At 70.0% G+C, this 14,411-nt stretch carries 12 protein-coding genes; 5 read left to right on the forward strand and 7 right to left on the reverse strand.

The window, feature by feature from the left end:
- Positions 1-115: 115 nt before the first annotated feature.
- Positions 116-2,269 carry a serine/threonine-protein kinase gene (locus ACW4TU_RS16445; RefSeq protein WP_457430151.1) on the reverse strand — a complete coding sequence of 718 codons (2,154 nt, stop codon included), beginning with the start codon at positions 2,267-2,269 and terminating at the stop codon, positions 116-118.
- A gap of 114 nt (positions 2,270-2,383) precedes the next feature.
- Here ACW4TU_RS16445 and ACW4TU_RS16450 point away from each other — a divergent pair, with 114 nt between their 5' ends.
- Entirely contained in the window at positions 2,384-2,515 is a 132-nt protein-coding gene (locus ACW4TU_RS16450; RefSeq protein ID WP_457428567.1) for a hypothetical protein, read from the forward strand.
- Between the two features lie 132 nt (positions 2,516-2,647).
- Here the strand turns inward: ACW4TU_RS16450 and ACW4TU_RS16455 are convergent, their stop codons facing one another.
- The gene (locus ACW4TU_RS16455; protein WP_457428568.1) at positions 2,648-4,354 is read right to left on the reverse strand and encodes a glycerol-3-phosphate dehydrogenase/oxidase; all 1,707 of its coding nucleotides are present in this window, start codon (positions 4,352-4,354) and stop codon (positions 2,648-2,650) included.
- 295 nt (positions 4,355-4,649) lie between these two features.
- On the opposite strand from ACW4TU_RS16455, the gene ACW4TU_RS16460 reads away from it, so the two are divergent.
- Positions 4,650-5,858: a nucleotide sugar dehydrogenase gene (locus ACW4TU_RS16460; RefSeq protein ID WP_457428569.1), complete on the forward strand. Its 1,209-nt coding sequence runs from the start codon at positions 4,650-4,652 to the stop codon at positions 5,856-5,858.
- Positions 5,859-6,585: 727 nt separating this feature from the next.
- Here the strand turns inward: ACW4TU_RS16460 and ACW4TU_RS16465 are convergent.
- From ACW4TU_RS16465 to ACW4TU_RS16480, 4 genes are all read right to left on the reverse strand, one after another.
- The gene (locus ACW4TU_RS16465) at positions 6,586-7,710 is read right to left on the reverse strand and encodes a GuaB3 family IMP dehydrogenase-related protein (RefSeq protein ID WP_457428570.1); all 1,125 of its coding nucleotides are present in this window, start codon (positions 7,708-7,710) and stop codon (positions 6,586-6,588) included.
- 116 nt (positions 7,711-7,826) lie between these two features.
- Positions 7,827-9,329 (reverse strand): IMP dehydrogenase, encoded by a 1,503-nt coding sequence (gene guaB / locus ACW4TU_RS16470; RefSeq protein ID WP_457428571.1) that lies wholly within the window; start codon positions 9,327-9,329, stop codon positions 7,827-7,829.
- Positions 9,330-9,536: 207 nt separating this feature from the next.
- Positions 9,537-10,124 (reverse strand): sigma-70 family RNA polymerase sigma factor, encoded by a 588-nt coding sequence (locus tag ACW4TU_RS16475; RefSeq protein WP_457428572.1) that lies wholly within the window; start codon positions 10,122-10,124, stop codon positions 9,537-9,539.
- A 256-nt stretch (positions 10,125-10,380) separates the two neighbouring features.
- A complete protein-coding gene (locus ACW4TU_RS16480) occupies positions 10,381-10,992 on the reverse strand; it encodes a response regulator transcription factor (RefSeq protein ID WP_003948568.1) in 612 nt (203 codons plus the stop codon).
- Positions 10,993-11,394: 402 nt separating this feature from the next.
- Between ACW4TU_RS16480 and ACW4TU_RS16485 the strand changes: the two genes are divergently transcribed.
- Positions 11,395-11,724 carry a WhiB family transcriptional regulator gene (locus ACW4TU_RS16485; protein WP_457428573.1) on the forward strand — a complete coding sequence of 110 codons (330 nt, stop codon included), beginning with the start codon at positions 11,395-11,397 and terminating at the stop codon, positions 11,722-11,724.
- A gap of 30 nt (positions 11,725-11,754) precedes the next feature.
- Here ACW4TU_RS16485 and ACW4TU_RS16490 read toward each other — a convergent pair whose 3' ends face one another.
- A complete protein-coding gene (locus tag ACW4TU_RS16490) occupies positions 11,755-12,654 on the reverse strand; it encodes a LysR family transcriptional regulator (RefSeq protein ID WP_457428574.1) in 900 nt (299 codons plus the stop codon).
- Positions 12,655-12,783: 129 nt separating this feature from the next.
- Between ACW4TU_RS16490 and ACW4TU_RS16495 the strand changes: the two genes are divergently transcribed.
- Positions 12,784-13,446, forward strand: a complete 663-nt coding sequence (locus tag ACW4TU_RS16495) for an MOSC domain-containing protein (protein ID WP_457430153.1) — start codon at positions 12,784-12,786, stop codon at positions 13,444-13,446.
- Between the two features lie 122 nt (positions 13,447-13,568).
- A complete protein-coding gene (locus ACW4TU_RS16500; RefSeq protein WP_457428575.1) occupies positions 13,569-14,342 on the forward strand; it encodes an SDR family NAD(P)-dependent oxidoreductase in 774 nt (257 codons plus the stop codon).
- The last annotated feature ends 69 nt before the right edge of the window (positions 14,343-14,411 follow it).

Consider the following 14,411-nt stretch of genomic DNA (forward strand, 5'->3'; position numbering starts at 1 on the left):
CGCCATACGTCCCGTTCTGCATGCGTACGGTCCGCAACCACTCACGATACGTGCCGGAGGCAACTCGCAAAGAGGGGATTCGAGATCTGACGGCCTCAACTCGGAAGCGCGGGCATCACGATTTCGGCTCGAACGTCTCCGTGAAGGTCCGCCATGTCTCCTTGCGCAGCCCGCTGTCCCAATTCGACGCTTTCGCCGTGTACATGAGCCCATATCCGAGTTGGTCGTCGACGACGAACCCCCGGTCCACCGACCGGTACTTCGTCCCGCCCTCCGTGTAGGTGAACTCCCAGTCGGCCGTGTTCCAGCCGCGGTAGCCCACCTTCTCTATTCGGATCCGGTCGTACTGCGAACGCGTCATGAACTGCTCTTGGTTCTTCCAGTCCGCCACGGGATCACTCTTGGGCGTGGTGGTCCATCCGACGAGCAGCTTCTGCCCTTCGGGTCCCGCGAACCGGGCCCCCGCGGCCCCCGTGGACTCGTACTTCCACCCGGCGGGCAGTCCGATGGAGAATCCCTGCCCATTCCTGTACGTGGACACACCCGCGGACTCACCGGACGCACTCGCCGACGCACTGGCCGAATGCCCCGGGCCCGCTCCGGCGCCCGAGCCGGCCCCTGCCTCCGCGCTCTTCGTGGCGTCGGCGCTCTGCCCGCCGTCCGCACGGGTGCCCTCGTCCTTGTCCTCCTTGGTCTCGGCGGAGGAGGAGGACGTGGACGTCACCTTGCCCCCACCGCTCTTCGCCCCGCCGGCGGAACTGTCGGTGGAGTCGTCGCCCCCGAGCACGAGGGCCAGCACCACGCCGAGCACGATGACCGCGACGACCACCGCGATGATCACCAGCGTGCGCTTCGGCACCACGTCGGTGAGGGGCGCCCTGGGCACGGACCGAGGCGGCAGATCCGGCGGCGGCACCACAGGCCACCCCGAACTCCGCCCACCGGTACCGGCCCCCTGAGCCGCACTGTCACGACCCTGACCGTCCCGAGCGCCGGGAACAACGGCTCCCTGAGCAGCGTCCCCGGCCGGCTTCCCGGATTCCCTTGTACCGCCGCTCTTCGCAGCCTCGTCCGCCACACCGGCGGCAGCCACACTCCCGGAGACCGCGGTCTCGGAGACCGCGGCCCCCGCCGTCCCTCCGGCCCCGGAAACCCCGGCGGAGTCAGTGGAGTCGGCGGACTTCGTCCGCACCGCCGCCCCCGCCCCGGCACCCACCGCGACGGCCGCCTTCTTCACGGACCGGAACGCCCCCCGGAACCGCTCGCCGGCGTCCTCGCCCCGCTTGCCCCCGGAGCCCGAGTCGGCAGAACTCCCGCTCTCCGCGCTCTTGTCCGCCCGCTCGTTCCTGCCGGGGACGGGGGGCAACGGCACGACCTTCGTGACGTCCACCGGCTCCGGCTCGACCTGCTTGCGCTGGGGCGCGTGGATCACCGCGTTGAGCATCGCGCGCGCACCGGCGTCGTCGAGCCGCTTGGCGGGATCCTTGGTGAGCAGGCCGTAGATCACGTCCTTCAGCGGGCCCGCGTTCTTCGGCTCCTCCAGCTGCTCCGTCATCACGGCGGTCAGCGTCGCGATCGCGGACCCCTTGTCGTACGGCGGCACACCCTCGACCGACGCGTACAGCAGGCCGCCGAGGGACCAGAGGTCGGCAGCCGGGCCGGGCTTGTGGCCGCGGGCCCGCTCCGGCGAGATGTAGGAGGGAGCGCCGACGAGCATCCCGGTCGAGGTGATCGACGGGTCGCCCTCGACCTGCGCGATACCGAAGTCGGTGAGGACGACCCGGCCGTCCTCCGACATCAGCACGTTCGACGGCTTCACGTCGCGGTGCAGGATGCCCTCACGGTGCGCGGACCTGAGCACGTCGAGAATCGCGAGGCCCACCTCGGCCGCGCGCCGCGGCTCCAGCAGCCCGTCCTCACGGATGACCTCGGCGAGCGACTTGCCCTCGACGAGCTCCATCACGATCCACGGCCGGTCGTCCTCCTCGACCACGTCGAAGACGGTCACGGCACTGTTGTTGCGGATCCGCGCGATCGCCTTGGCCTCGCGCAGTGTCCGCGTGATCAGACGCCGCTTCTCCTCCTCGTCGATGCTCCCCGGGAACCGCAGCTCCTTGACAGCGACCGTCCGGCCGAGGGTCTCGTCCTCCGCCCGCCAGACCGTGCCCATGCCGCCGCGGCCGAGGACTCCTCCCAGCCGGTACCGCCCGGCGAGGAGACGCTCACTCCTGTCCTGACGGGATGCTCCCGCCCGCTCCGCCTCCGACATGCGTCCCCTCATGCAACCCGCCCTGACAGAGCCTCCATTGTCCCTCACCCGACAACCGGCCGATGCCCCGGGTGCCCCTCGGGACGGACGGCGGCCCGTGGGAAGGAAGACCGCGTGAAGCAGACGATCCGCCGCCCGACCTGCTGCCACTGTCTTCCCCCCTCCCGATTGAACACGGACGCGAGCGCGGACCCCGGCCTCGAACCGGCCCGGTTCGCCGCCGAGTTCTCGCTCCGCACCCCGTAGAACGGACGGGTGCCGAGCAAAGATCCCAGCTCACGACACTCGTTCGAGTGACGCCCGGGAGTTCGAGAGGTGCGGCAAGGAAGCCGCCGGAAGTCCGAAACCCGCGGTTCGCGACCGGGAGTTGCGGAGGCGTCAGAGCGGCACGATGTCCGGCGCACCCAACCGCGCGGCGTCCGCCGTCAGGTCGTCGGGCTGCCGCTGCGACTCACGCTCCGCCTCCACCCGCTTGTCGTAGTGCTCCACCTCACGCTCGATCTGGTCCTTGTCCCAGCCGAGGACGGGCGCCATCAGCTCCGCCGCCTCCCGGGAACTGCGCGTCCCCCGGTCGAACGTCTCGATCGAGATCCGGGTCCGCCGCGTCAGCACGTCGTCGAGATGCCGCGCCCCCTCGTGCGAGGCCGCGTACACGACCTCCGCCCGCAGATAGTCCTCCGCCGACTGCAGCGGCTCGCCGAGCGAGGAGTCCGCGGCGATCAGGTCGAGGACCTCCTGCGCCAGTGAGCCGTACCGGTTCAGCAGGTGCTCCACGCGCACCACATGGAGGCCGGTGCGCGCGGCCGTCCGCGCCCGGGCGTTCCACAGCGCGCGGTAGCCCTCGGCGCCCAGCAGCGGCACGTCCTCCGTCACGCACTCGGCGACCCGCTGGTCGAGCCCGTGCACCGCCGCGTCGACCGCGTCCTTCGCCATCACCCGGTACGTCGTGTACTTGCCGCCCGCCACGACCACGAGGCCCGGCACCGGGTGCGCCACGGTGTGCTCGCGCGACAGTTTGCTGGTGGCGTCGGACTCACCGGCGAGCAGGGGCCGCAGGCCCGCGTACACGCCCTGGACGTCGTCCCTCGTCAGCGGCACCGCGAAGACCGAGTTCACGTGCTCCAGCAGATAGTCGATGTCCGCGCTGGACGCGGCCGGGTGGGCCTTGTCCAGGTCCCAGTCGGTGTCCGTCGTCCCGACGATCCAGTGCCGGCCCCACGGGATCACGAACAGCACGGACTTCTCGGTGCGCAGGATCAGCCCGGTCGTCGAGTGGATCCGGTCCTTGGGGACGACCAGATGGATGCCCTTGGACGCCCGAACGTGGAACTGGCCTCGCTCGCCGACCATTCCCTGGGTGTCGTCGGTCCACACCCCGGTGGCGTTGACGATCTGCCGGGCGCGGATCTCGTACTCCCCGCCGCCCTCGACATCCTGTACCCGGGCGCCGACGACCCGCTCCCCCTCACGCAGGAAGCCGGTCACCCGCGCGCGGTTGGCGACCTTCGCGCCGTACGCCGCCGCCGTGCGCACCAGGGTGGCCACGAAGCGGGCGTCATCCATCTGTGCGTCGTAGTACTGCAACGCTCCGACCAGCGCGTCCTTCTTCAAGGCGGGCGCGACACGCAGGGCGTGACGGCGGCTCAGGTGACGGTGGCGCGGCAGGCCCCGCCCGTGCCCGCGGGCCATCGACATGGCGTCGTAGAGCGCGACGCCCGCTCCGGCGTACAGCCGCTCCCAGCCCTGGTGCTGAAGCGGATACAGGAACGCCACCGGCTTCACCAGGTGCGGTGCGAGCCGTTCCAGCAACAGCCCGCGTTCCTTCAACGCCTCCCGCACGAGGGCGAAGTCGAGCATCTCCAGATAGCGCAGTCCGCCGTGGATGAGCTTGCTGGACCTGCTCGACGTGCCCGACGCCCAGTCACGGGCCTCCACCAGGCCCGTGGACAGGCCGCGGGTCACGGAGTCGAGCGCGGTGCCCGCACCGACCACACCCGCGCCCACCACCAGCACGTCCAGCTCACGCTCGGCCATTGCTGCCAGTGACTCGGCGCGCTGCGCCGGTCCCAGTGCCGCTGTCCTCATCGCTGCCTCCTGCTGTCGGTCACGCCGGCCGCTTCCGTACGGCCGGCCGACTGTGTCCCGCCGTACGGAAGCGTCTGCCCGAATCCCCTGCCCGAATTCTGACCGGGTTGCCCGACTTCGGCCACCACCCGCCCTCAGCCTGTGGACAACCCACACAGAAACACCTGTGGAAACTCGCCCACCCAATCACGCATATCGGTCATATTTACTCCTAGTCTGACATTGCGCTCGCTCGTTCTGTCCACAGGGCTTGCGCACCTGTCCCGCTTCGGCTACTGGGAAGGACGGCCCACGCATGCCCGCAGATCTCGCCGTCATCGGACTCGGACATCTCGGCCTGCCGCTGGCCCAGGCCGCCGTCGCCGCCGGCATCCCCACCCTCGGGTACAAGACCGGCCCGGAGGCCGGTTCCCTGACCGCCGCCGAGCTGCGCCGGATGCTCTCCGGGGGCTTCCGGACGGCCGCCGGCCCCGCCGAGCTCGGTCGCGTACGCACCGCCGTCATCTGCGCCCCCACGCCGCGCGGCGCGGACGGCACGCTCGACCTCAGCCAGGTGGAGGCAGCCGCCCGCACCCTCGCCGCCCGTCTGCGCCAGCACACCACGGTGATCCTGGAGTCGCCCGTGCAGCCGGGCACGACGGAGGAGTTCCTGCGCCCCCTCCTCGAAGAGGGCTCCGGACTGCAGGCGGGCCGCGACTTCCACCTCGCCTACTCCCCCAGCCGCGTCGACCCCGGCAACCGCGACTTCACCCCCGCCAACACCCCGAAGGTCATCGGCGGCCTCACCCCCGCCTGCACCGAGTCGGCCGCCGCCTTCTACGCCCGGCTCACCGACAAGGTGGTACGCGCGCGTGGACCCCGGGAAGCGGAGACCGTGCAACTCCTGGAGACCAACTTCCGGCACGTCAACATCGCCCTCGTCAACGAGATGGCCGTCCTCTGCCACGACCTCGGCGTCGACCTGTGGGACGTCATCCGCTGTGCGGAGACCAAGCCGTTCGGTTTCCAGGCCTTCCGCCCGGGCCCCGGCGTCGGCGGCCACGCCACCCCCCAGGACCTGCGGAGCCACACCGGCCGCACCCTGCGCATGGTGGAACTCGCCCAACAGGTCAACAATCACATGCCCCAGTACGTCATCCAGCGCGCGGCCACTCTCCTGAACGAGCACGGCAAGTCGGCCCGAGGCGCCCGCGTGCTGCTTCTCGGCGTCACCTACAAGCCCGACCTCGCCGACCTACAGGGCTCCCCCGCCCAGGAGATCGCGATCCGCCTGATGGAACTGGGCGCCGCCGTCAGCTACCACGACCCCCACGTCCCCTCCTGGAGTGTCCTGGACCGCCCCCTCCCGCGCGCGGACTCCCTCTACGAGGCGGCAGCCGACGCCGACCTGACGATCCTTCTCCAGCAGCACCGCACGTACGACCTCCAGGGGCTGTCGGTGAAGGCGCAGCTGCTGCTGGACACACGGGGGGCCACGCCTACGGGGGCGGCGCATCGGTTGTGAAGGGGGGCGCGTGCGGGTGGCTGCGCCTCCTGGGACGGTGGCGCGGGGAACGCTTGCGTCGGTAGCGTACGAAGTGGAGGCCAACGCAGCCGGGAAGCGTTTTACTGCGGCGGGCTCCTGGATGGGTTACGGGTGTCCGCCCCTACTTCTCTTAGGGGTGGCCGCTCACCATCCGTAGGTCCGCAAGATGCACCATCTACGATACCGGGCCGCCCAACGGCAAACCCGGTACCGTACAAAGAGGTGGAGCCCACCGCAGCGGTCACTGCGGCAGGCTCCTGAAAAGTGAACGGAGTGTCCACCCCTAGTGCTCTTGGGGGTGGCCGCTCACTTTCCGTATGTCCACAAGAGACACCTCCTCCGGAACTTGACCGCCCGAAGACGGATCCGATCCCAGCGGGTGGGCTTGCGGTGACGACCCATGGGCGCCCCCTCCCCCGACGCCGCCCATAGACCCGGTAGGCGGCTTGCTGGAACTCGGGCCGGGCCCCGATGGGCGGGGGTCCGGAACCATGTCCCTGGAAGGGGGCGCTCCAGAGAACTGGGGCGCCGACACACGCTAGCGGCCTTGCCACCCTTGATCGGCCCGCGTTCGCCCCGAAAGGAACCGTGCGCCCCCCTCCCGCAAAGCAAGCCCCACCAGGCCCACTTGGACACGCGGAGGGGCCCGGCCACCCCCACGGGTAACCGGGCCCCTCCCTCAGCTCAGGCCGAGCGCAGCGTCACCTCAGCGCATGTGCGTCGAGTCCGCCACCGTCACCTCAATGCGCTGGAACTCCTTGAGGTCGCTGTAGCCGGTGGTCGCCATGGCGCGGCGCAGGGCGCCGAAGAAGTTCATCGACCCGTCGGGGATGTGCGAGGGGCCCAAGAGGACCTCCTCGATCGTGCCGACCGTGCCGAGGTCGACCTTCTTGCCGCGCGGCAGCTCCTCGTTGACGGCCTCCATGCCCCAGTGGTGGCCCTTGCCGGGCGCGTCCGTGGCGCGGGCCAGCGGGGAGCCCATCATCACGGCGTCGGCGCCGCAGGCGATGGCCTTGGGGAGGTCGCCGGACCAGCCGACGCCGCCGTCGGCGATCACGTGCACGTACCGGCCGCCGGACTCGTCCATGTAGTCGCGGCGGGCGGCGGCCACATCGGCGACCGAGGTGGCCATCGGGACCCGGATGCCGAGCACGTTGCGCGTGGTGTGCGCGGCGCCGCCGCCGAAGCCGACGAGCACGCCGGCCGCGCCGGTGCGCATCAGGTGCAGGGCCGCGGTGTACGTGGCGCAGCCGCCGACGATCACCGGGACGTCCAGCTCGTAGATGAACTGCTTCAGGTTCAGCGGTTCGGCCGCACTGGAGACGTGCTCCGCGGAGACCGTCGTACCGCGGATGACGAAGATGTCCACGCCGGCGTCGACGACGGCCTTGGAGAACTGGGCCGTGCGCTGCGGGGAGAGCGCGGCGGCGGTGACCACGCCCGAGTCGCGCACCTCCTTGATGCGCGCGCCGATCAGCTCCTCCTTGATGGGAGCCGCGTAGATCTCCTGGAGGCGGCGGGTCGCGGTGTCCACGTCCAGCTCGGCGATCTCGTCGAGGAGCGGCTCCGGGTCCTCGTACCGCGTCCAGAGGCCTTCGAGGTTCAGGACGCCGAGGCCGCCCAGCTCGCCGATGCGGATCGCGGTGGCCGGGGAGACGATTGAGTCCATGGGTGCCGCCAGGAAGGGCAGCTCGAAGCGGTAGGCGTCGATCTGCCAGGCGATCGAGACCTCCTTCGGGTCGCGCGTACGACGGCTCGGGACGACGGCGATGTCGTCGAAGGCGTACGCCCTACGGCCGCGCTTGCCGCGCCCGATCTCGATCTCAGTCACGTGTGTGGCCTTTCCATCCTTGGTTCTGCGCCTCCCAGTATCCCCGACGGGCACGACGAAGGCGGTCCCGGAGTACCTCCGGGACCGCCTCTCGCACGTCCGGCTACTGCTCGCGCCTACTTGCGGCTGTAGTTGGGCGCCTCGACCGTCATCTGGATGTCGTGCGGGTGGCTCTCCTTGAGACCCGCCGACGTGATGCGGACGAAACGGCCCTTGGTCTCCATCTCACCGACGGTGGCCGCGCCCACATACCCCATCGTCTGGCGCAGACCGCCGACGAGCTGGTGCAGCACGTTGGCCAGCGGACCGCGGTAGGGCACCTGGCCCTCGATGCCCTCGGGGACGAGCTTGTCGTCGGAACCGACGTCGGCCTGGAAGTAGCGGTCCTTGGAGTACGACTTCGCCTGGCCGCGCGACTGCATGGCACCCAGCGAGCCCATGCCGCGGTACGACTTGAACTGCTTGCCGTTGATGAACTGCAGCTCGCCCGGGGACTCCTCGCAGCCGGCCAGGAGGCTGCCCAGCATCACCGAGTCGGCACCGGCGGCGAGCGCCTTGCCGATGTCGCCGGAGTACTGCAGGCCACCGTCACCGATCACCGGGATACCGGCGACGCGGGCCGCGAGGGCGGCCTCGTAGATGGCCGTCACCTGCGGTACGCCGATGCCGGCGACCACGCGGGTGGTGCAGATGGAGCCGGGGCCGACGCCCACCTTGATGCCGTCGACGCCCGCGTCGATCAGGGCCTGGGCGCCGTCGCGCGTGGCCACGTTGCCGCCGATCACGTCGACGTGGACGCTCGACTTGATCTTCGACATCCAGCTCAGGGCGTTGCTGTTGTGCCCGTGCGAGGTGTCGACGACGAGGAAGTCCACGCCCGCCTCGGCGAGCCCCTGGGCACGCTCCAGTGCTTCGGGGCTGGCGCCGACGGCCGCGCCGACCAGCAGCCGGCCCTCGGAGTCCTTGGCGGCGCTCGGGTACTTCTCGGCCTTGACGAAGTCCTTGACCGTGATCAGGCCCTTGAGGAGACCGGAGTCGTCGACCAGGGGAAGCTTCTCGATCTTGTGGCGGCGCAGCAGCTCCATGGCCTCGGTGCCGGAGATGCCGACCTTGCCGGTGACCAGCGGCATCGGCGTCATGACCTCGCGGACCTGCCGCGAGCGGTCGGTCTCGAAGGCCATGTCGCGGTTGGTGACGATGCCGAGGAGCTTGCCGTTGGCGTCGGTCACCGGGACTCCGCTGATGCGGAACTTGGCACACAGCGCGTCGGCCTCGCCCAGCGTCGCGTCCGGGTGCACCGTGATCGGGTCGGTGACCATCCCGGACTCGGAGCGCTTCACGAGGTCGACCTGGTTGACCTGGTCCTCGATGGAGAGGTTGCGGTGCAGCACGCCCACGCCACCCTGCCGGGCCATGGCGATCGCCATGCGCGACTCGGTCACCTTGTCCATCGCCGCGGAGAGCAGCGGGATGTTGACGCGCACGTTGCGGGAGATGCGGGACGAGGTGTCGACAGCGTTGGGCAGCACTTCCGATGCGCCCGGCAGCAGCAGCACGTCGTCGTAGGTCAGCCCGAGTGTCGCGAATTTGGCGGGCACTCCGTCGACGTTCGCAGTCATGACACCTTCCCCAAAGCCTTGATCGGTGCGGATGTCCATGCTAACGGGAAGCACGGGTCCCGAATTCCACGGTGCGAGCTGCCCCGGGGCTTCGTATGTTCGTACGGAGTCGTCCGTTCGTACGGAGTCGGTGCTCCGACCGTTCACCCAGGGCCGGGAAGAGACCGTTCACCCAGGGCCGGGGAAAGGGGTCCGCCGCCGCGGCTCCTACTGTTCTGCCAGCGCCCGGAGCCGGCTCAGCGCGCGGTGCTGGGCCACGCGCACCGCGCCGGGTGACATTCCCAACATCTGGCCCGTCTCCTCCGCGGTGAGGCCCACCGCGATGCGCAGCAGGAGCAGTTCGCGCTGGTTCTCGGGAAGGTTGGCCATGAGTTTCTTGGCCCATTCGGCGTCGCTGCTGAGGAGGGCGCGTTCCTCCGGGCCCAGGGAGTCGTCGGGGCGTTCCGGCATCTCGTCCGAGGGGACCGCCGTCGAACCCGGGTGGCGCATCGCGGCGCGCTGGAGGTCGGCGACCTTGTGCGCGGCGATCGCGAAGACGAACGCCTCGAACGGGCGTCCGGTGTCGCGGTAGCGCGGCAGGGCGAGGAGTACGGCGACGCAGACCTCCTGCGCCAGGTCCTCCACGAAGTGCCGCGCGTCGCCGGGCAGTCGGGACAGCCGAGTACGGCAGTAGCGCAGGGCGAGAGGGTGGACATGGGCGAGCAGGTCGTGCGTCGCCTGCTCGTCGCCGTCGACGGCGCGGTGGACGAGACCACCAATCACCCCATGGGTATAAGCCGCCTCGTCGTCACGCATCGGACCATGGTGCCTTGGCGCCGCTCTCTCCGTGGCACCGCGTCCGTTGTTGTGCACCGAAGCGTTATGAGCAGGTGCGCCGGAACTCATCTCCTGCGCCCTCCCCTTCCGCTCGACCGACTCGTCCCCGAGGAACTCCACACCTCAAGGATGCGGCATCCGCGCCGAAACGAGGAGCGGGCATCCGGCGGGCCGTTCTGCGACCCCCGCCCACCTTGCGGTGGGCGGGGACTTCTCCACCCCCGGCGAGGTCCACTTAACGGACCAGACCCCACCGGAAACCGAGCGCCACCGCGTGTGCTCGGTCCGAGGCGCCGAGCTTCTTGAACAGGCGCCTGGCGTGCGTCTTCACCGTGTCCTCGGAGAGGAACAGTTCGCGTCCGATCTCCGCGTTCGACCGGCCGTGGCTCATGCCTTCCAGGACCTGGATCTCGCGCGCGGTGAGCGTGGGCGCCGCGCCCATCTCGGCCGAGCGCAGCCGGCGCGGCGCGAGCCGCCAGGTCGGGTCGGCCAGCGCCTGCGTCACCGTGGCCCGCAGTTCGGCGCGCGAGGCGTCCTTGTGCAGATAGCCGCGGGCCCCGGCGGCGACGGCGAGCGCCACGCCGTCCAGGTCCTCGGCGACGGTGAGCATGATGATGCGTGCTCCGGGGTCGGCGGACAGCAGCCGCCGGACCGTCTCGACGCCGCCCAGACCGGGCATGCGTACGTCCATCAGAATCAGGTCCGAACGGTCGGCACCCCAGCGGCGGAGGACTTCCTCGCCGTTGGCCGCCGTGGTCACGCGCTCGACACCGGGCACGGTCGCGACCGCGCGGCGGAGCGCCTCTCGGGCAAGCGGGGAGTCGTCGCAGACGAGGACGGATGTCATGGCCGCCCTCCGCAGCTGATGCGCGTCACCTTGAGCCTCCAGGCTGGTACATATCGTCACCTGTGCGGTTGACGCTCGACCGAATTTCCCGGCAGTGGGTACTGCCGCCCGTTCGAGCGCTTGTCCCTCCAACCGCCTCGCACTCTCAACGATGGTCACTCGAAAGAGTTACGGGGCCGTGTGTCGTCTTCGGCACTCTACGTGAGGGCCCGCACACGGTGCAGACATGCGCAACAGACCCTCAAGCTTTCAACACAACCTATGCCCCATTCAGACGTTTTTCTTCCCTTTTATTGGTGTCTGAGGCTAGATTCGCAATGAGTCATATTTTCATCTCCTTAGATCGTAGTTGTACGGTCAGGGGCAACAACTCAGCCCAGAACGGCAACAAGGGGACACGCAATGGCAGATTTCTCCCGCCTTCCCGGTCCGAACGCGGACCTCTGGGACTGGCAGCTCCTCGCGGCCTGCCGTGGGGTCGACAGCTCGCTCTTCTTCCATCCGGAAGGAGAGCGCGGTGCGGCACGGAGCGCTCGCGAGAACTCGGCCAAGGAGGTCTGCATGAGATGCCCGGTCCGCGCACAGTGCGCGGCGCACGCGCTGGCGGTGCGTGAGCCCTACGGCGTGTGGGGCGGATTGACCGAGGACGAGCGCGAAGAGCTGATGGGACGCGCGCGCAATCGACTGGTGTCGGCGTCGGCCGGTGGCGGGGACTTCGGTTCGAACAACTGAAGGAACGTTTCTTCCCGGGCCGGGCCCGCCTCAGTCCCGCGTCGCCGCCCGCGCCAACTGGTCCAGCGTCGCCGCCACCGCCGGCACCTGCGCCAGATCGGGCAGGGTCAGCGCGACGATCTCCCGCCGTACCGCCGGTTCCAACGTCACCGTGCGCGCACCCCGCGGCCGTACGGACTCGATGGCGAGCTGGGGCAGGACCGCCACGCCCAGACCCGCGCCCACCAGCCCGATCACCGCGGGGTAGTCGTCGGTCGCGAAGTCGATACGCGGGGTGAAGCCCGCGCTCTCGCAGGCCTCGACGAGCTGGCCCCGGCAGCGCGGGCAGCCGGCGATCCACGACTCGGCAGCGAGTTCGCCGAGGGCGACAGACTCGGCGCGGGACAGCCGGTGACCTTCGGGGACGAGGCCGACGAGCCGGTCGGTGAGGAGGGGGCGGACCACCAGGTCGTCCCACTCGCCGGCGCCGGCCGCACCCTCGTACCGGAAGGCGAGGGCCACGTCGCAGTCGCCCTGGCGCAGCATTTCGACGGAGTGCGGGGGTTCGGCCTCCTCCAGGGAGACCCGGGTGCCGGGGTGGGCTGCGCGCAGGGCGGCCAGCGCTGTCGGGACGAGGGTGGAGCTGCCGCTGGGGAAGGAGACCAGCCGGACCCGGCCCGCCCGCAGACCGGCGATCGCGGCGACCTCCTCCTCCGCCGCCGTGAGGCCCGAGAGGATGCCGGCCGCGTGTCGCACCAGGGCCTCGCCCGCCTGGGTCAGGCGCATCTCGCGCCCGCTGCGGATGAGCAGCGGGGTGCCGACCGAGGCTTCCAGCGCCTTCATCTGCTGGCTCACGGCGGGCTGGGTGCAGCCCAGTTCGCGGCCCGCCGCCGAGAAGGAGCCGGTGGTGGCCACGGCGCGCAGGACACGGAGATGACGGGCTTCGATCATTTTTCGATCATAAGTGAACCTTGGGTATTTTGACGAATAATGCGTCGACGCTTTGGGCAGGAGTGACTTAGCGTGTGGTCGTGGTCATGAATGTGGTGTCGAAGTGACGAGTGCGGGGGCGAGTGCGTGATGAAGGTGTTGTCCGTGAACGTGGGTCGTGCGCAGTCCGTGCCGTACACGGATCATCCGCAGGGCACCGGTATCGACAAACGGCCGGTGGACGGGCCGGTTCGGGTCGCGGCGCCCGGGCCCAAGGGGATCGGCGGCAGCGGTCTGGCCGGGGACACGGTGTGTTCGAAGCAGCACCACGGCGGCGACGAACAGGCGATGTACGCGGTCGCGCGCGAGGATCTCGACGAATGGGAGCGCGAGCTGGGCCGCCCGCTGCGCGACGGGATGTTCGGCGAGAACGTCACCACCCGGGGCCTCGACGTGTCCGGCGCGCTGATCGGCGAGCGCTGGCGGATCGGGTCCGAGGTGATCCTGGAGGTCAGCAGCGGGCGTATCCCCTGTGTGACGTTTCAGGGCCATCTGGGTGAGAAAAGATGGGTGAAACGGTTCACGGAGCGGGGTGCGCCGGGTGCCTATCTTCGGGTGATCGAGTCGGGCGCGATACAGGCGGGCGACCCGGTCGACATCGTGCACCGGCCCGATCACGACGTGACGGTCGCCCTGTACTTCCGGGCGCTGACCATCGAGCGGGCACTGCTGCCACGGCTGCTCACGGCCGGTGCGGCGCTGCATTCCGAGGCGGCGACGGCGGTTCGCGAGTATGTGAAGAAGCACGGCTGACGCGCTGGGGCGGCACGGCTGCTGACAAGGGACTACGCCGGGGCCCCGTGCGGGGGCTTCACGATCGGGAGGGAGCGTGCAGGAGGGCGGACGAGCGCGGTCGGGGTCACTAATCTTGCGCCATGACAACGGCTCTGATTACGGGATCGACCGCGGGAATCGGTGCCGCGTTCGCGCGGCGGCTGGCGGCCGACGGCCACAACCTCGTCCTGGTGGCGCGCGACGCCAAGCGGCTCGGCGAGCAGGCGACCGAACTGCACGACCGGCACGGCATCGAGGCGGAGGTGCTGAGCGCCGACCTCGCGACGGACGCCGGCATCGAGGCGGTGGCCGCTCGTCTCGGCGATCGCAAGAATCCCGTCGACCTGCTGGTGAACAACGCCGGCTTCGGCAACAAGGGCCGCTATCTCGACGTGTCGATGGCGGACGAGCTGAAAATGCTCAAGGTGCACTGCGAGGCGGTGCTGCGGCTGACCAGTGCGGCGGCCGAGGCCATGCGGGAGCGGGGGCGCGGGGGTGTCGTCAATGTGGCGTCCGTCGCCGCCTTCGTGCCGCGGGGTACGTACGGGGCGTCGAAGGCGTGGGTCGTGCAGTTCACCCAGGGGGCGGCGAAGGACCTGGCGGGGAGCGGGGTGCGGCTGATGGCGCTGGCTCCCGGTTTCGTGCGCACGGAGTTCCACGAGCGGGCCGGGATGGGGACCGACAACATCCCGAACTGGATGTGGCTGGACGCGGACAAGTTGGTGGCCGCGGCGCTCGCCGATCTGTCCCGGGGCAAGTCGCTGTCGATTCCGGATCCGCGTTACAAGGCGCTGATGGGAGTGGTGAAGGTGACGCCCAGGGCGCTGCTCGGCGGGATCTCGTCGAAGACGGGGCGGAAGTACGGGCCTCGGTGAGATCTGTACCGGTCTTGGTGGAGGAGGTGGTGCCGCGGCTCCGGTGGGAGTATGGAGAGAGGTACCGGA

The organism is Streptomyces kryoterrae (assembly GCF_054072135.1).